This window comes from Candidatus Pantoea soli, from assembly GCF_007833795.1.
GTDB classification, from domain to species: Bacteria; Pseudomonadota; Gammaproteobacteria; order Enterobacterales; family Enterobacteriaceae; genus Pantoea; species Pantoea soli.
Genome location: NZ_CP032702.1, coordinates 3,240,457 through 3,258,385 on the forward strand (window position 1 = coordinate 3,240,457; position 17,929 = coordinate 3,258,385).

The following is a 17,929-nucleotide window of genomic DNA, read 5'->3' on the forward strand; positions in this document are numbered from 1 at the left end:
TAAAAACACAATCTTATCAAGACATTTCTCGGTTCGCTGCCCGGCCCTGCCGGACATAATGTCCGCCAGCACCCTCATTGCGGTGTCGTAAAAGGGAGAGATATGTTTAATGCAAAAATTCTCATCGTTGATGAGCATCGACTGGTTGCTGCCGGGGTGCAGGCTTTATTATTAATGAATGGCTTTAATAATGTCAGCACGGCAAACACCATTAATGATGCCATTGACGATGTTATTCACCATCACATCGACATCCTGATATTAGACCCTGATTTCAAAGAGAAAAATGGCATTGCCTTTTTACGTGATATCGTTAAATCGAAAACCTGGATGAAGATCATTCTGCTCAGTCAGAGCAGCAATAACCCACTGCTTATTCAGTCACTGAGCCAGGGCGCGAATGGATTTGTCTCTAAGAACGATCCTATCCAGACGCTGATCGCCGCGATTGGTTGCGTATTCAATAACGTCAATTATCTGCCGGGCGATATTCTGGATCGCCGCCAGCGTTATGTCACTGAGCAGGATATGCTGTCACGCTTAACGGAACGTGAAACATTAATTCTGCGTCAGCTGGCGCAGGGAAAATCAAATAAAATCATTGCCGGTGAACTCGGCTTAAATAATAAAACCATCAGCACGTATAAAACGAAAATTTTTCAGAAGCTCGAATCGAAAAACCTCGTGGATATCATCGAGCTGGCACGCCGCAACGGCGCCTGCTGAAAATTAAGACCAGTCTTGCGGAGGATGAAAAGAGTACGGTGGCATTATCACTCGCGTCCTTACCCGGGACAGTAACTCAGGATTGAGTTTTACAGGAATTAACAACTACAGAGCTAACGTATTAGCCCGAATCTTCATGCCATTACAGGGCGCGCAGGTTTCTTCCCGTGCCTGGCGAAAGCGGTCCGATGCTTTCGTCTGCGACTTGCCGCCCTGCTTTTTTTGATGCTTCTCACAGGCTGAACGCCTGCCATTTCCATCCCGCTTTTTTCCCGCTAGAGTTCACTCATCCGACCACTTACCAGGAAGCGATCATGACCGATCACTACCCTCACCTGTTTGCCCCGCTGGATCTGGGGTTCACGCAACTGAAAAACCGCTTTTTGATGGGTTCCATGCACACCGGCCTGGAGGAACACCCTGACGGCGCGGCCAGGCTGGCCGCCTTTTACGCTGAGCGGGCGCGGGAAGGCGTTGCGCTGATTGTCACCGGCGGGGTCTCCCCAAACGCGCAGGGCGTGGTGGCACAGGGCGGAGCCATGCTGACAGCGGAAAGTCAGTGCCGCTGGCACCGGGAAGTGACGGAGGCCGTACACGCGCAGGGCGGCAAAATTGCCCTGCAGATTCTGCATGCCGGACGCTACAGCTTTCAGCGCGATCTGGTGGCACCGTCTGCCCTGCAGGCGCCCATTAACCCCTACACGCCTCAGGCCCTGAGCGAAAGCGCCATCCGGCAAACCATCGCCGATTTTGCCCGCTGCGCCAGCCTCGCCCGACAGGCGGGCTACGATGGCGTTGAAATTATGGGGTCGGAAGGCTACCTGATTAACCAGTTCCTGGTGGCGCACACCAATCAGCGCGACGATGGCTGGGGCGGCGATGTGGTCCGCCGGCAGCGCTTTGCGCGTGAAGTTACGCAGGCGGTAAGGGCCGCGGCAGGCGACGACTTTATTGTGATTTTCCGGCTGTCGATGATCGATCTGATCAACAACGGCAGCACGCTGGATGAGACGCTGGCGCTGGCGACGGCGCTGGAGCAGGATGGCGTGACGCTGTTTAACAGCGGCATTGGCTGGCATGAATCCCGCGTTCCCACCATCGCTACCCGCGTGCCGCGTGCCGCCTTCGCCTGGGTAACGCAGCGCCTGCGCGCGCGGGTGAACATCCCGGTGATCGCCACTAACCGCATCAACCATCCGCAGGTGGCAGAGACGCTGCTGCGTGACGGCGTGGCGGATATGGTCTCTATGGCGCGTCCGTTTCTTGCCGACGCGGCGTTTGTCAGCAAAGCGCAGGCGGGTCAGGCGGAGGCCATCAACACCTGTATCGCCTGTAATCAGGCCTGTCTCGATCAGATTTTTGCCGGCAAGGTGACGTCCTGCCTGGTGAATCCCCGCGCCTGTCATGAAACGCAGATGCCGGTAACGCGCAGCGCGATGCCGAAAGCGCTGGCGGTCATTGGTGCCGGACCGGCAGGCATGGCGTTTGCCCTGCAGGCGGCGCAGCGCGGTCATCAGGTGACGCTTTATGAGGCGGATGCGCAGATCGGCGGCCAGTTCAATATCGCCCGCCAGATCCCCGGCAAAGAGGAGTTCAGCGAAACGCTGCGCTATTTCCGCCATCAGCTGGCCGCTGCGGGCGTGACGATTCACCTCAACCACCGCGTTACTGCCGGTGAGCTGGACGCGGCGACCGACGTGATTATCGCCACCGGCATCGCGCCGCGTCAGTTAACGATACCCGGTATCGATCATCCCAGCGTCCTCAGCTACCTTGATGTGCTGCGTGAGAAAAAGCCGGTGGGCAAACGCGTGGCCATTATTGGTGCCGGCGGCATCGGCTTTGATACCGCTGAGTATCTGCTGCACCAGCCGGGCCAGCCTGAAGATTTCTATCAGCGCTGGGGCATTGACCGCAGTCTGCAGACACGCGGTGGGCTGGTTCGCCCGCAACCGCAGCCCGCTGACCGCCAGATCTGGCTGCTGCAGCGTAAATCCGGCAAGCCCGGCGCAGGCCTGGCGAAAACCACCGGCTGGATTCACCGCGCCAGTTTGCAGGCGCACGGCGTGCAGATGTGGGGCGATGTGGAGTATGTGCAGATTGATGATGCCGGCCTGCATCTGCGTCATCAGGGCGAAGCGCTGACGCTTGCCGTGGATAACATTGTGGTTTGTGCCGGGCAGGAACCGCTGCGCACGCTGGCGGATGAGCTGGCCGCCCGCGGTAAAGCGGTACGGCTGATTGGCGGAGCCGATGTGGCGCAGGAGCTGGATGCCCGCCGCGCCATTGCGCAGGCCACCGAACTGGCGCTGCGCATCTGAATCAGCGCAGCTTGACCGAACGCAGAACCACGAACTTGGCGTTGGAGGCAATCAGCTCGCAGTTGCCAAACAGCTTTTTCATTTTCTGGTGATACCCCAGATGGCGGTTGCCGACAATACGCAGCTCGCCACCATACTGCAGGCAGCGTTTCGCATCGCGCAGCATCTGCCAGGCAAGATGATCGGTCACCGCGTGCTGCTGATGAAACGGCGGGTTGCACAGCACCGCATGCAGGCGATCGGACGGGAATCCACTCAATACGTTATTGACGCGAAACTGGCAGCGCGCCAGATCCTGCGGACGGTTGACCGTCACGTTCAGCTGGCTGGAAGCGACCGCCATGTAAGACTCGTCATAGAACAGGACGTCCGCATGCGGGTTCTGTTCGAGTGCCAGCAGGCCAATCACCCCATTGCCGCAGCCAAGATCGAGAATTTCGCCGTCAATATCATGCGGTAAATGCTGCATAAATAATCGTGCGCCGATATCCAGCGAAGTGCGGGAAAAGACGTTGGCGTGGTTATGGATCTGGTACGGCGCATCGTCCAGCGGCCAGACGGTGGTTTCCGGCGCATCAGGCAGCGCAGGCGCGCTGTAGCTACTGTAGATCAGACGCGCTTTTTTCCACGCGAGCGAGGTTTTGCTGCTGCCCAGAATGCGCTCAAACAGTTGCAGCGTGGAGCTGTGAATGTCTTTGGCTTTGCCCGCCGCCAGAATCAGCGTCTCCGGCGTTGCCACCTTGCGCAGCGCGCGCAGCTGATGTTCCAGCAGCGCCAGCGCTTTGGGCAGTTTAATCAGTACAGCGGCCGGTGCGGCCGGCAGTGCCGCCAGGCTATCGAGGAAATGTACCCGATCTGCGTCAAAGCCGTTCAGGCGCAGATTCTGCTTCGCCGCCTGCTGGCTCAGCCAGGAGTCGCTGACGTGCCAGATTTCACGATCGTTAAGCCCGCAGGTCAGCGCGCCAAAGCTGTCATTAAAAATCAGCACCGGCCCTTCAGGCAGTGCCTGCTGCAGCAGATATTCGTCGGCGGCATCCCACGCCTGTAGCGGACTCTCTTCGCGCATCGGCGGGAAACGGTGCAGCGTCAGCGTGCGATCGGTCAGTTCAAGTTGGCTCATGGAATCTCCGGCGTGGTACACTTTGCGCGATTTTCGCCCTGAAAAGGGGGCGCAGTATACTGTCTTTCGCCGGGAATCCCAATGTCATTAATCTATCTGCAGGGTTATCCTGAAAACCTCCTCGAACAGGTACAAGTGCTGATCGATCAGCAGCGATTAGGTGCCTTTCTGCAGCAGCGCTATCCCGATAGCCACGCGGTGGTCAGCGACCGGGCGCTTTACGACTACACGCAGGCGCTGAAAAATCGCTTTATGCGCAGCGCGCCGCCGGTGAGTAAAGTGATCTGGGATAATAAAATCAAAGTGATGAAACATGCGCTTGGCCTGCACACCGCCATCTCCCGGGTACAGGGCGGCAACCTGAAAGCCAAAGCGGAAATTCGTATTTCCACTTTCTTTCGGGCGGCGCCGGAACCGTTTCTGCGCATGATTGTGGTGCATGAACTGGCGCACCTGAAAGAGAAAGATCACAGCAAAGCGTTTTACCAGCTGTGCTGCCACATGGAGCCCGATTATCACCAGCTGGAGTTTGACGCCCGGCTGTGGATGACCGACCAGGCGCTGCGCGGCAACGCGGCTTAAAGAAACTCCTGCGCTTTCTGAATCAGACTGGTTTTGGTCAGCGCGCCAAGAAAGCGCCGCTCCTGCGGATTATTCAGCACCGGCAGACGCTCCAGCGTGACGCGGGCAAAGGCTTCCCAGCCTTCGCGCATGCTCTGGTTCTGGAAAATGCACGGAAAGTTGTCATCCATAACGCTGCTCACCGGTGAATCCAGCGTGATCTCCTGCGCCAGCACCTTGCGCGCGATCTCGTGTATCGAGACCACACCCAGGAACTGCCCCGCCTGATTAATCACATACACGTAGCGTTCGCGCTTGAGCGAGCTGACCGCCAGCGCCTGGCCCACCGACTCATCCGGCTGCAGCGCTGCACCGGGGATGATCAGCTGATCAACCCGCATGTTATCGAAATCATATTTGGCTTCTGAACGGCTGAAGTGGCTGCCGACCACCGGATAAGTACTGGCTGATTGCAGGCGATACACCAGCATTGAGGCCAGTACGGAGGCGATCATCAGCGGAAACAGCAGGCTGCTGTTGAGCGTCATTTCCAGCACCATCAGCATCGCCATCAGCGGGGCCTGGCTCACCGCCGCCAGCACAGCGGCCATGCCAACGGCGGCATAGAGTAGCGGATTGCCCACCGGCAACTGCAGCGCGCCCGCGATGTGCGCCAGCGCCGCGCCCAGCAGCGCGCCAATTAACAGGGACGGGGTAAACAGACCGCCAACCGCATTCGAGCCCACCGACAGTGTGGTGGCCAGCATCTTCAGCACCAGCAGTCCCAGCAGCCCGGCCAGCAGATAGTGTCCGCCAATAATCCTGACAATCACTTCATAGCCATTTCCCAGAATATCAGTAGAGATCAGCGCCAGTAAGCCCACGGCGAATCCGCCCGCGCCCAGCCGCAGCGGCAGCGAGCGCACCTTGCTGAACAGCGCTTTACTGCGGGCGATAAGCGTGATCAGCAGCCATCCTGCCATGCCGGCGGCAAAGCCGATGATCACGGTCATCAACAGGCTGCTGACATCCATGCGGAAAAGCGCGTCGGAAAGGGGATAAAGCGCACTGCGGAAACCCAGCGACCACATCGTCATCACGGCCACCGCAGACGCCACGATCAGCGGAATCAGCCGCTGTAACGCCGAAATGCCAAAGGCAATTTCGGCCACGAAAATCGCCGAGGCCAGCGGTGCATGATAGACCGACGACAGGCCCGCCGCGGCAGCCATCGCCACGATATCGCTGTTACGCAGGTTAAGGGCGTTCGGTAACCAGCGCCCCAGCAGGCTGCCGCTCAGGGCGGAAAGCTGCACCATGGGCCCCTCTTTCCCGATGGATGCGCCGCTGCCGATGCTGGCGATGGACGAGAGCGCGCGGAACAGCGAGGTTTTGGTCGGTACGGCATCCAGCCGGGCGTTGATCACTTCAAGGTAGTCCGTCTGGACGGTCTCCTGTTTCTCGATGGCTACCGCATAGCGTAAAAATGTACCGGCCAGCAATCCGCCGGCCCCTACCAGCAGCGGCCAGAAAACCCATGGCCAGACGTGCATGGCAACGGTAATTTCGCCATCGCTGCCAAACAATAAATGGTTGATCAGGTCAATGACGCCGCGAAATGCCAGCGTGACCAGCGAAGCCACCAGCCCGACGGGGATGGCGATCAGCAATGTAGTCCAGTTCAGTGCGTGTTTGCTTGCGCTCACCCGGCGTCCCCGCTCGTTGGTTAATCTTCTGTGCCGCATCATCATATTGGAATGGGGATCGCAGGATCAAATCTCCGCTGCCGCACCGCCGGAGGGGCATGCTACTCTGCCGCTTTGTGATAACAGGAGAGCAGGCCGTGATACGTTTTGCCATTGTGGGAACCAACTGGATTACCCGTCAGTTTATTGATGCCGCCCACGAGAGCGGCAAAATGAAACTCAGCGCCGTTTACTCCCGCAGCCAGGCGCAGGCGGATGCCTTCACCGCTGACTACCCCTGTGATGCCACCTTTACCTCACTGGAGGCGCTGGCCGCCAGCCCCGACATTGAGGCGGTTTACCTTGCCAGCCCGAATGCCCTGCATGCGGAACAGGCAATGCTGTTTATGTCGCACGGCAAGCATGTGATATGTGAAAAGCCGATGGCATCTAACCTGAAGGAAGCCGAAGCGATGATCGCCTGCGCCCGGGCGCATCAGGTTGTCCTGTTTGAAGCCTTTAAGACGGCCTCGCTGCCGACCTTTCTGCAGCTGCAACAAGCGCTGCCGCAGGTGGGTAAACTGCGCAAGGCCGTGTTCAGCTACTGCCAGTACTCGTCGCGCTACCAGCGCTATCTGGACGGGGAAAATCCCAATACATTTAATCCGCGCTGGTCTAACGGCTCCGTGATGGATATCGGCTTTTACTGCCTGGCGGCCGCCGTCACGCTGTGGGGCGCACCGCAGCAGGTCAGTGCCAGCGCCGCTCTGCTGGCGAGCGGCGTGGACGCGCACGGCACGGTGGTGCTGAACTATGGCGATTTTGACGTGACGCTACTGCACTCCAAGGTCAGTGATTCGGCCATCCCCAGTGAAATTCAGGGCGAAGCCGGCTCGCTGGTTATTGAGAAAATCGCAGAATGCCAGCAGCTGCGATGGATACCGCGCAATGGCGAACCGGAGGATCTGACCCGGCCGCACCACAGCAACACCATGCGGTATGAAGCAGAAACCTTTGCCCGGCTGGTTGCCGCGCGCGCGGTCGATCATCCGGCCCTGGCGATCTCACGGGTGACCGCGCAGCTGCTGACAGAGATTCGTCGCCAGACCGGCGTGATCTTCCCGGCGGATGCGCAGGAAGTGTAAATATTGCAAAATATTTCGGCGGTCCGATTGAATCCGCTGGCGATTGAACGTATGTTGACCGCTGCAAAGGGGAGTAACTTCTACGCTGATTGATCGTCACTACGATGCTTAACGCATCCGGTCATCAGGCAACCCGGATCTATTCTGTGTTGTAAGTGAGACCTTGCCGGAAGGCGAGATCTGCTTGCAGCGTTAAAAAGCGGCTAACGTCTTCTGACTTAGCCGTTTTTTATTTTGCACAGGATACGACTATGCACACTGTAGGCACACCGTTACTCTGGGTCAGCTTCGCGGTTGTCGTGCTCATCATGCTGGCGATCGATCTCCTGCTACAGGGGCGTCGCGGCGCACAAACCATGTCTTTCCGTCAGGCCGCCGTCTGGTCGCTGATTTGGGTCTCCGTTTCTTTACTGTTTGCGGCCGCTTTCTGGTGGTATCTCGACAGTACGTCCGGCCGTGAAGTCGCCACGACACAAACGCTGGCGTTCCTGACCGGCTACGTGCTGGAGAAAGCGCTGGCGGTGGATAACGTCTTTGTCTGGCTGATGCTGTTCAGCTATTTTGCCATCCCGTCCACGCTACAGCGCCGGGTCCTAATCTACGGCGTGCTGGGCGCCATTGTGCTGCGCACCATCATGATTTTTGCAGGCAGCTGGCTGGTGACGCAGTTCAGCTGGATCCTCTATATCTTCGGGGCTTTTCTGCTGTTCACCGGCATTAAGATGGCACTGGCCAAAGAGGACGACGGCGCGGTCGGTGATAAACCGGTGGTGCGCTGGCTGCGTAAGCACCTGCGCATGACCGATAACCTCGACGGTGAAAAATTCTTTACCCGCCAGAACGGTGTCCTGTTTGCCACACCGCTTCTGCTGGTGCTGATTATGGTGGAACTGAGCGATGTGATTTTCGCCGTCGACAGTATTCCGGCGATTTTCGCTGTCACCACCGATCCCTTTATCGTCCTGACGTCGAATCTGTTCGCGATCCTCGGCCTGCGCGCCATGTACTTCCTGCTGGCGAACGTTGCCGAGCGCTTCTCCATGCTGAAATATGGCCTGGCGATAGTGCTGGTGTTTATCGGGATTAAGATGCTGATTGTGGAGTTCTACCACATTCCGGTTGCCGTTTCGCTAACGGTGGTCGGCGTTATTCTGGGCAGTACGCTGCTGATTAATGCCTGGGTTAACCGCAGGAATGACCAGAAAGGCATCTCACAATAATCTTCTGCAGGGGCGCTAATCGCCCCTGCTTTGTTTTGCCAGTTGCAATCTTCACCTTTCATATGTCTGTCACACTTCCCATCATCAGCAGATCAAAAAACCGATCCCACGCCCACGCACAGAATTATCTCTTTTCTCGCTAACACTTTTCCTTATACTCCGCCGGGCAAACCGTCAGGCGCGCTGTATCCGCGCACCACACTCATTACCGCCATAAAAAGACCGTACTATGCAAAACAACCTTTCCCGACGTCTGGGTTCTCTGCTTGCAGGCAGCCTGGTAAAACAAATCATGATTGGCCTGGTGGCTGGCGTGGCGCTGGCGTGGTTTTCGCGCGATACCGCGTTAGCCGTAGGCCTGCTGGGCGAGCTGTTCGTGCGGGCGCTGAAAGCGGTCGCACCGCTGCTGGTGCTGGTGCTGGTGATCGCCTCGATTGCCAACCATCAGCAGGGGCAGAAGACCAATATTCGCCCTATCATTATGCTGTATCTGCTCAGTACCTTCTTTGCCGCCGTGGTCGCGGTAATCTTCAGCCACTTATTCCCGCAGGCGCTCTCCCTGAATGCCGGCACCACGCAGATCACGCCCCCTTCCGGCATCACCGAAGTGCTGCACGGACTGCTGATGAGCATGGTGGCGAATCCGATTGATGCTTTGATGAACGCGAATTACATCGGCATTCTGGTGTGGGCGCTGGGCCTGGGCCTGGCATTCCGGCACGCCAGCCCCGGCAGCAAGGCCTTTCTCAACGATGCCTCCCATGCCGTCACCTGGGTGGTGCGCTGTGTGATTCGCTGTGCGCCGCTGGGGATCTTTGGTCTGGTGGCATCCATTCTTGCCTCCACCGGTTTCGATGCGCTGTGGGAATATGCCAGCCTGCTGGCGCTGCTGCTGGGCTGTATGCTGGTAATGGCGCTGGTGATTAACCCGATGCTGGTGTGGCAGAAGATCCGCCGCAATCCCTATCCGCTGGTGTTCACCTGCCTGCGGGAAAGCGGCGTTACCGCCTTCTTCACCCGCAGCTCCGCGGCTAACATTCCGGTGAATATGGCGCTGGCGAAACGGCTGAATCTGGATGAGGACACCTATTCCGTCTCCATTCCGCTGGGCGCGACCATCAGTATGGCCGGCGCATCGATCACCATTACCGTGCTGACGCTGGCGGCGGTGCATACGCTGGGTATTGCGGTGGATGTGCCGACGGCGATCCTGCTGAGCCTGGTGGCCTCGCTGTGCGCCTGTGGTGCTTCCGGCGTGGCGGGCGGCTCCCTGCTGCTGATTCCGGTCGCCTGCAACATGTTCGGCATTCCGAACGATCTGGCGATGCAGGTGGTCGCGGTCGGCTTTATCATCGGGGTTCTGCAGGACTCTGCAGAAACGGCGCTGAACTCCTCCACCGACATTCTGTTTACCGCCGCGGTCTGCCAGGCGGAAGCGGAACGCGCACCGCGTACCGCCGTATAACCTGCCGCAGCGGCGCGCACCATGCGCCGCTGCGTGTCACGCCGATTACAGCGTGACGCCACTCTTGAAGATCGCCAGCTCACGGAAATCATTGACCTCATTGCGCGCGGGCTCACCGTTTGCAATTGCCACGATCAGATCGACAAAATCGACCAGCAGCGCCGCCATGTCGGTTCCTTCCAGCAAACGCCCGGCATTAAAATCGATCCAGTGCGGTTTCTTTTCTGCCAGCGGTGTATTGGTGGCGATCTTTACCGTGGGCACAAAGCCGCCGTAGGGCGTCCCGCGTCCGGTAGTAAACAGCACCATATGGCAGCCGGCGGCGGCCAGCGCGCTGGTTGCAACCGCATCATTGCCCGGCGCACTCAGCAGATTCAGCCCCGGGGTAGTCAGCCGTTCGCCATACTTCAGCACGTCCACCACCTGGCTCTGCCCCGCTTTCTGCGTGCAGCCCAGCGACTTCTCCTCCAGCGTGGTGATGCCGCCGGCTTTATTGCCCGGTGAAGGATTCTCATAAATCGGCTGCTGGTGATCGATAAAGTAACGCTTGAAGTCGTTGATCATCGCCACGGTTTTATCGAAGGTGGTGACATCGCGACAGCGGCTCATCAGGATGCGCTCAGCGCCAAACATTTCAGGCACTTCGGTCAGCACCGTGGTGCCGCCGTTGGCGATCATCTGATCGGAGAAACAGCCCAGCAGCGGGTTGGCGGTGATGCCCGACAAGCCATCCGAACCGCCGCACTCCAGACCAAATTTCAGCTCGCTGAGCCGGCCGGCCTCGCGCCGATCCGCGCGCATCGCCTGGTACAGCGCATGCAGGTGCACCACCCCCGCTTCCACCTCATCATCCTGTTTCTGGCACTCCATAAAGTGCACGCGCTGGCTGTCAACCTGGCCCAGCGTGGCGCGAAACTGATCGACCTGATTGTTCTCACAGCCCAGACCAATCACCAGCACGGCGCCGGCGTTGGGATGACGCACCATATTTTGCAGTATCGTGCGGGTGTTTTCATGGTCCTGCCCCAGCTGGGAACAACCAAACGGGTGGCTGAACAGGTGCACGCCATCAATGCCCTCTGCGTTGCCGCTCTCCTGCAGAAAGCGCGCCACAATCTGGCGGGCAATCCCGTTGACGCATCCCACGGTGGGCAGCACCCACAGCTCATTACGAATGCCTACTTCACCGCTGGCGCGGCGGTAAATCTGTACCGCCCGATCGGCCGCCTGCGGCGGGAGTTCGGTGAAGGCCGGCTGATAGTCGTAGTCGTCGACGTCGCTCAGATTGGTGCGCGCGTTGCTGGAGTGAAGGCATTCACCCACTGCAACCGGCTGCGTGGCGTGCGCAATCGGTAAGCCGTATTTGATCACCAGCGCATCGGTGGCCAGCGGCTGCAGCGCAAACTTATGCCCGCGTGCCACCGCCTGCTGCAGCGTAATAAGCTGATGATCAATCTCAACCCGGGCGTGCGCAGGCAGATCGCGCAACGCCACGGCGACGTTATCGCGTGAATGAATTTTTATTGCATCTTGCATAGCGTTATCTCAGTTGAGTCACCGCCGCCCGCATGCCGTGGACGGTGATGGTGTGCAGGTGCTGGCTGATGGCGGCTACCAGTCCGGGCCGCTGCGTCAGATCTTCGCCCCAGTGCTGGCTGTTGCTCAGTACCCCGTGCACCAGCTGTTCCAGGGTGTTCGGGTTCTGCCTGACGGCGGGCCACTGCTGCGCAAAGTAGTGCAGCCACTGTTCATCATCCTGCAGGGGCCAGTGCCGATCGCCCTGTTCGCCCTGATAAAAAGCGAGCAGCGCCGCGAAGGCAAACGTCAGGCGCACGGGCCACTCGCCGGTTTGCTGCTGCGCTAACAGCAGCTGCGGTAGCAGACGGGTGCGGAATTTCGTCATGCCATTGAGCGCAATCGCCAGCAGCGCATGATGAATAAAGGGATTACGGAAACGCCGCTCCACCGCCTGCGCAAAGGCGATCAGCTCCTCGCGTGGCAGGTTGAGCACAGGAATCACTTCATCCCGCAGCAGCGCCGCGATAAATCCGGCGATCGCCGGGTCATCCATCGCCTCGCCCACGCTGTCCAGCCCGGCCAGAAAGGCGACCGGCACCATCGCCGTATGCGCACCATTGAGGATCGCCACTTTCTGCGCTTTATAAGGCGTGATGTCTTTCACCCGCTTCACGGCGGGCGCCAGCCGATCCAGCTGCAGCTCACGTGCCAGATCTTCCGGCCCCTGAATCACAAATTGTGAATACACTTCAGCGGCAACCAGGTAGCGATCTTCATAGCCGAGCCGGGCAGTGATTGCTTCGGCGTCCCCGGGATAGCCCGTGACAATGCGATCCACCAGCGTGTTATAAAACACACAGCAATCGTCAACCCAGGCAGCAAACGCCGGCGGCAGTTGCCAGTGGCTGATGTAGCGCAGCACCGCAGCGCGCAGCGCATCACCGTTATGATCGATGAGCTCGCATGGCACGATCAGCCAGCCTTTATCGGCCGCCCCGGCAAAGTGTTCAAAGCGCGCCCACAGCAGCTGCGTCAGCTTGCCGGGAAAAGTGGAAGCGGCCTGGTCAGTCAGCCGATCCTGCGCGGCAAAGGTAATGCCGGCTTCGGTGGTATTGGAAAACACAAAGCGCATCTGCGGGGCGCGTGCCAGCGCCAGGAATGCCTCAAACTGCTGTGCCGGCTGGATTTCACGATTCAGACTGCGAATCAGCCGGGTTTCGCTGACCTGCTCGCCTTTTTCGTTGAGGCCGCGAATCAGGGTGGTGTATAAACCGTCCTGCTGATTCAGTGAGGTTGCCACCGCACGATTACGCGGCCGTACCACCACCACACCGGCATCGGTGCCGCAATGGGCATTGAGCCAGTCAAGCTGCCAGTCAACAAAGGCGCGCAGGAAATTCCCCTCACCAAACTGAATGACCCGTTCGCTGTAGTGCGCGCCCGGGAAGTTGTGCCGGTTTAGCCGCTGCATCCTCACACTCCTGATGCGATAGCGAAGTAATCGCGCGCATTGTTGAAACAGATGTTTTCTACCATTTGTCCCAGCAACGCTTCGTCTGCCGGCGCTTCGCCGCGCGCCACCCAGTTACCGATCATCTGGCAAAGCAGGCGGCGGAAATATTCGTGGCGGGTATAGGAGAGGAAGCTGCGGCTGTCGGTCAGCATGCCGATAAAGCGGCTCAGCAGGCCGATCTGCGCCAGCTGCGTCATCTGGCGCTGCATGCCATCCAGCTGATCGTTGAACCACCAGGCTGAGCCAAACTGCATTTTGCCCGGTTCCCCTTCTCCCTGAAAATTGCCAGCCATCGTGGCAAGCACTTCGTTATCGCGCGGGTTCAGGCAGTAAAGAATGGTTTTGGGTAACGCGTTATCCCGGTTTTGCGCATCCAGCAACCGTGCCAGCGGTATCGCCAGCGGCGCATCATTGATCGAGTCAAAGCCGACGTCGGGACCCAGCCGTTCAAACTGGCGGCGGTTGGCATTGCGCAATGCGCCAATATGGTATTGCTGCGCCCAGCCGCGCCGGGCGTATTCACTGCCCAGCCACACCAGCACCGCCGTTTTGAACTGCGCGGTTTCTTCAGGCGAGGGTGCCCTTCCCTGCAGACGTCGCGCCAGGATACCGTCCAGCGTGGCCTCATCCGCTTCGGCAAACAGCACCACGTCCAGTGCGTGATCGGCGATTTTGCAGCCGTGTGCCGCGAAGTGATCGAGGCGCTGCATCAGCCCGCGGCGCAGATCGTCAAAGCGCTGCACGCTGATATCCGTGATCTGTTCCAGCCGCTGAATCCACGGCACAAAGGTGTCCAGTTCAATATTGAAGGCTTTATCCGGCCGCCAACTTGGCAACACCCTGACAGTAAAGCCGGGATCGCTGGCTAACTGACGGTGATACTGCAGATCGTCCAGCGGATCGTCGGTGGTGCCGACCATCTTCACCCGCATCTGCTGCAAAATGCCGCGCGCCGTGAAGTCATCCTGCGCCAGCAGGGCATTGCACTGCTGCCAGATACGATCGGCGCTGCGTTCATCCAGCAGCACATCCTGAATGCCAAACGGACGACGCAGTTCCAGATGCGTCCAGTGGTAAAGCGGATTGCCGATGGTGTGCGGCACCGTGCGTGCCCAGGCGTCAAATTTTTCACGATCGCTGGCATTACCGGTGCAGAGCGCTTCCGGCACGCCGTTGGCACGCATTGCGCGCCACTTATAGTGATCGCCCTTCAGCCAGATGTCATACAGATTCGCAAAACGATAATTTTCAGCGATTTGCTGCGGAGGCAGATGACAGTGGTAATCAAAAATGGGCTGGTCTTTGGCGTAATCGTGGAACAGACGGCGGGCGAACTCCGTGTCGAGTAAAAAATCCTCACTCATAAAACGTAACATACCTGCATCCTTATGTTAGGTGCCTGTGGGCTTCTGACCTGAAAGTTATCATACCAATTTTTAAAAACGGCAAAATTGTTTGCGATACAGCTCACATTAATGACAGCTTTACAGCGGCTATATGGACGACTTTTCCTGTAAACCTGCATTAACCTGCTGTTTTATCCGCTTTAAAAGCAAGCGCACAGGCGATGCAGGGGTTTTGTGATGGCATTCAAATTATAAAGTTGTATAACAAGTTAACCTCTCGCCTCATTGTTGCCAGCGGTAATGGCACAGCTAATAACAACACGCGGCTGGCCGACCTCTTAAAGAGACACTCCGCCCGCTCATGGGGACACCCCGGTGCACCCACTAATTAACTGGCAAGCAGGACGACAAACTGGAAGAGGTTAATGATGCGTAAGATTAAAGGGCTACGCTGGTACATGATTGCGCTGGTGACAATCGGTACGGTGCTGGGTTACCTAACGCGTAACACCATTGCCGTAGCCGCACCCACGCTGGAAACCCAGCTGGGTATTACCACCCAGCAATACTCCTATATCGTGGCCGCCTATTCGGCGTGTTACACCGTGATGCAGCCGGTGGCCGGCTACGTGCTGGATATGCTTGGCACCAAGATTGGCTACGCCGTTTTCGCCGTGCTGTGGGCGCTGTTCTGTGCCGCGACGGCCATGGCCGGCAGCTGGGGCGGCTTTGCCCTGGCGCGTGGTGCCGTCGGTGCGGCAGAAGCCGCGATGATCCCCGCCGGTTTGAAAGCCAGCAGTGAGTGGTTCCCGGCGAAAGAGCGTTCTGTCGCCGTGGGGTACTTCAACGTCGGCTCCTCCATTGGCGCGATGCTGGCTCCGCCGCTGGTGGTGTGGGCGATTGTGGCGCACAGCTGGCAGATGGCCTTTATTATCAGCGGCGTGCTCAGCCTGGTGTGGGCGCTGTGCTGGCTGGTGTTCTATAAGCATCCGAAACAGCAAAGCAAACTCAGCGACGAGGAGCGTCACTACATTATTTCAGGCCAGGAGGTGCAGCATCAGACCGGTAACCACAGCAAGCTGTCTGCGCGTCAGATTTTGCGTAATCGCCAGTTCTGGGGCATTGCGCTGCCGCGCTTCCTTGCCGAACCCGCGTGGGGCACCTTTAACGCCTGGATCCCGCTGTTTATGTTTAAGGTGTATGGCTTCAACCTGAAAGAGATTGCGCTGTTTGCCTGGATGCCCATGCTGTTCGCCGATCTGGGCTGTATTGTGGGCGGCTATCTGCCTCCGCTGTTTCAGCGCTGGTTTGGCGTCAATCTGATCGTTTCGCGTAAAATGGTGGTCACCCTGGGTGCTGTCCTGATGATCGGCCCGGGCACCATTGGCCTGTTCACCAGCCCGTATGTGGCGATTGGGCTGCTGTGCATTGGCGGGTTTGCCCATCAGGCGCTGTCCGGCGCGCTGATTACCCTCTCTTCCGATGTGTTTGGCCGTAATGAAGTGGCCACCGCCAACGGCTTAACCGGCATGGCCGCCTGGACTGCCAGCACCCTGTTTGCCCTGGTGGTAGGCGCGCTGGCGGACACGCTTGGCTTTAGTCCGCTGTTTGCTGCGCTGGCGGTATTTGATCTGCTGGGCGCCTGTGTCATCTGGACGGTGCTGAAAAATCAGCCGGTATCCGAGCTGGACCGGGCTGCGGTGGCCGAACCCGCTGCGGCTGGCAGCTAAGCTCCCCGCACTGGCGGTCCGCCGTTTACTGTGCTGGTGGCAGGTAATCTGCCGGGCGCCTGTGTCATCCGGACACTGCTGAAGAATCAGTCGGTATCCGAACCGGACCGGGCTGCGGTGGCCAAACCCGCTGCGGCTGGCAGCTGAGCTCACCGCACTGGCGGACAGGCATCACTCCGTCGTTTGCTGTGCTGGTAGCAAGTAATCTGCCGGGCGCCTGTATCATCCGGACACGGCTGAAAAATCAGCCGGTATCCGAGCTGGACCGGGCTGCGGTGGCCGAACCCGCTGCGGCTGGCAGTTAAGCTCACCGCACTGGCGGACAGGCATCACTCCGCCGTTTACTGTGCTGGTGGCAGGTAATCTGCCGGGTGCCTGCATCATCCGGGCACGGCTGAAGAATCAGCCGGTATACGATCCGAACCGGACCGGGCTGCGGTGGCCGAACCCGCTGCGGCTGGCAGTTAAGCTCACCGGGCTGGCTCAGCTCAGCCCGTATCTTCCGTCCCGCTGAAGTGGTATAACAACTCAACTTTCACCACGACTGCGGAGCGCGCAATGGATCTCACCGAATCCCGACGTCTCTATCAACAACTCGCCAGCGAGCTTAAGCGCCGCATTGAGGCGGGGACCTATCGCGTGGGCGATAAACTGCCCGCCGAACGCCTGATCGCCGAAGAGCGCGAAGTGAGCCGCACGGTGGTGCGTGAAGCGATTATCATGCTGGAGGTCGAGGGCTATGTAGAAGTGCGCAAAGGATCCGGTATTCATGTGATCAGCGCCCAACCGCAGCATCCGGCGGCGGCACCGGCGCAGCTGGAATTTGCTGCCTACGGCCCGTTTGAACTTTTACAGGCGCGCCAGCTGATTGAGAGTAACGTTGCCGAATTTGCCGCTACGCAGGTCAGCGCCCAGGATATTATGGCGCTGCTGGCCATTCAGGAAAAAGCCCGTGCGGATGACCATGCCCGCGATTCCGCCTGGGATATGGAGTTTCACGTGCGCATTGCGCAATCCACGCGCAACAGCGTGCTGGCCGAAATCGTGGAAAAAATGTGGCGTCACCGCCTGCATAACCCTTACTGGCTGAAGCTGCATGAGCACATAGACGCCCGTCATATCACCAGCTGGTGTGACGATCACGACCAGATTCTCCGTGCGCTGATGCGCAAAGATCCCGCCGCCAGCAAGCTGGCAATGTGGCAGCATCTTGAAAATACTAAACAGATGCTGTTTGACGCCACCGCCGATGACTTTGAATTCAACGTCGACCGTTACATGTTTGCGGAAAATCCGGTCATTCTGCCGTGAGCCGACGGCGGTTTGCGGCAACCCTGCGGCACCAGCCGCGCCAAAAGTCAGTTAATCTGCAATAGTGTCAGCTCATGTAAAGCCTCTTTGGACCACTGGCGTCAAAAGGTAAAACTCCTGTGCGGCAGTGACTTTACACTGTCTGTACCCCATGATTTTTGTTACAGTTAGCGCCCTTTTCTTACCCTTTGCGACAGGGTATTAAAAAGTTGCAGATTTAACGTTCACTTCCGGACGGAACCGGGAAATCCTGCTCAGGCGGCAAACC

13 protein-coding genes are annotated in these 17,929 nt (G+C 58.6%); 8 read left to right on the plus strand and 5 right to left on the minus strand.

Annotated elements, in window-relative coordinates:
• Positions 1-102 precede the first annotated feature (102 nt).
• Both D8B20_RS14905 and D8B20_RS14910 read left to right on the plus strand, forming a co-directional pair.
• Positions 103-726: a response regulator transcription factor gene (locus D8B20_RS14905; protein WP_145889584.1), complete on the plus strand. Its 624-nt coding sequence runs from the start codon at positions 103-105 to the stop codon at positions 724-726.
• Between the two features lie 314 nt (positions 727-1,040).
• Entirely contained in the window at positions 1,041-3,047 is a 2,007-nt protein-coding gene (locus tag D8B20_RS14910; protein ID WP_145889585.1) for an NADPH-dependent 2,4-dienoyl-CoA reductase, read from the plus strand.
• 1 nt (position 3,048) lies between these two features.
• Here D8B20_RS14910 and rlmG read toward each other — a convergent pair whose 3' ends face one another.
• Entirely contained in the window at positions 3,049-4,167 is a 1,119-nt protein-coding gene (rlmG, locus tag D8B20_RS14915; RefSeq protein ID WP_145889586.1) for a 23S rRNA (guanine(1835)-N(2))-methyltransferase RlmG, read from the minus strand.
• A gap of 81 nt (positions 4,168-4,248) precedes the next feature.
• On the opposite strand from rlmG, the gene D8B20_RS14920 reads away from it, so the two are divergent.
• Entirely contained in the window at positions 4,249-4,749 is a 501-nt protein-coding gene (locus D8B20_RS14920) for a M48 family metallopeptidase (RefSeq protein ID WP_145889587.1), read from the plus strand.
• Here D8B20_RS14920 and D8B20_RS14925 read toward each other — a convergent pair.
• Positions 4,746-6,434 carry a chloride channel protein gene (locus D8B20_RS14925; RefSeq protein ID WP_145889588.1) on the minus strand — a complete coding sequence of 563 codons (1,689 nt, stop codon included), beginning with the start codon at positions 6,432-6,434 and terminating at the stop codon, positions 4,746-4,748. The genes D8B20_RS14920 and D8B20_RS14925 overlap by 4 nt on opposite strands.
• Before the next feature lie 137 nt (positions 6,435-6,571).
• Between D8B20_RS14925 and D8B20_RS14930 the strand changes: the two genes are divergently transcribed.
• The 3 genes from D8B20_RS14930 (at position 6,572) to sstT (ending at position 10,243) form a co-directional block, all read left to right on the plus strand.
• Positions 6,572-7,558 (plus strand): Gfo/Idh/MocA family protein, encoded by a 987-nt coding sequence (locus D8B20_RS14930; RefSeq protein ID WP_145889589.1) that lies wholly within the window; start codon positions 6,572-6,574, stop codon positions 7,556-7,558.
• Positions 7,559-7,809: 251 nt separating this feature from the next.
• The gene (locus tag D8B20_RS14935) at positions 7,810-8,778 is read left to right on the plus strand and encodes a TerC family protein (protein WP_145889590.1); all 969 of its coding nucleotides are present in this window, start codon (positions 7,810-7,812) and stop codon (positions 8,776-8,778) included.
• Positions 8,779-9,007: 229 nt separating this feature from the next.
• Positions 9,008-10,243 carry a serine/threonine transporter SstT gene (sstT, locus tag D8B20_RS14940; RefSeq protein ID WP_145889591.1) on the plus strand — a complete coding sequence of 412 codons (1,236 nt, stop codon included), beginning with the start codon at positions 9,008-9,010 and terminating at the stop codon, positions 10,241-10,243.
• A gap of 45 nt (positions 10,244-10,288) precedes the next feature.
• On the opposite strand, the gene D8B20_RS14945 is transcribed toward sstT, so the two are convergent.
• Genes D8B20_RS14945 through uxaC form a run of 3 tightly spaced genes read right to left on the minus strand, consistent with a single transcriptional unit; the run spans position 10,289 to position 14,650 of the window.
• The gene (locus D8B20_RS14945; protein ID WP_145889592.1) at positions 10,289-11,779 is read right to left on the minus strand and encodes a UxaA family hydrolase; all 1,491 of its coding nucleotides are present in this window, start codon (positions 11,777-11,779) and stop codon (positions 10,289-10,291) included.
• Positions 11,780-11,783: 4 nt separating this feature from the next.
• Positions 11,784-13,232, minus strand: a complete 1,449-nt coding sequence (locus tag D8B20_RS14950; RefSeq protein WP_145889593.1) for a tagaturonate reductase — start codon at positions 13,230-13,232, stop codon at positions 11,784-11,786.
• A 2-nt stretch (positions 13,233-13,234) separates the two neighbouring features.
• Positions 13,235-14,650, minus strand: a complete 1,416-nt coding sequence (gene uxaC, locus D8B20_RS14955; RefSeq protein WP_145889594.1) for a glucuronate isomerase — start codon at positions 14,648-14,650, stop codon at positions 13,235-13,237.
• 398 nt (positions 14,651-15,048) lie between these two features.
• On the opposite strand from uxaC, the gene D8B20_RS14960 reads away from it, so the two are divergent.
• Positions 15,049-16,350 (plus strand): MFS transporter, encoded by a 1,302-nt coding sequence (locus D8B20_RS14960; RefSeq protein ID WP_145890619.1) that lies wholly within the window; start codon positions 15,049-15,051, stop codon positions 16,348-16,350.
• Positions 16,351-16,908: 558 nt separating this feature from the next.
• Entirely contained in the window at positions 16,909-17,661 is a 753-nt protein-coding gene (exuR, locus tag D8B20_RS14965) for a transcriptional regulator ExuR (RefSeq protein ID WP_145889595.1), read from the plus strand.
• Positions 17,662-17,929 lie beyond the last annotated feature (268 nt).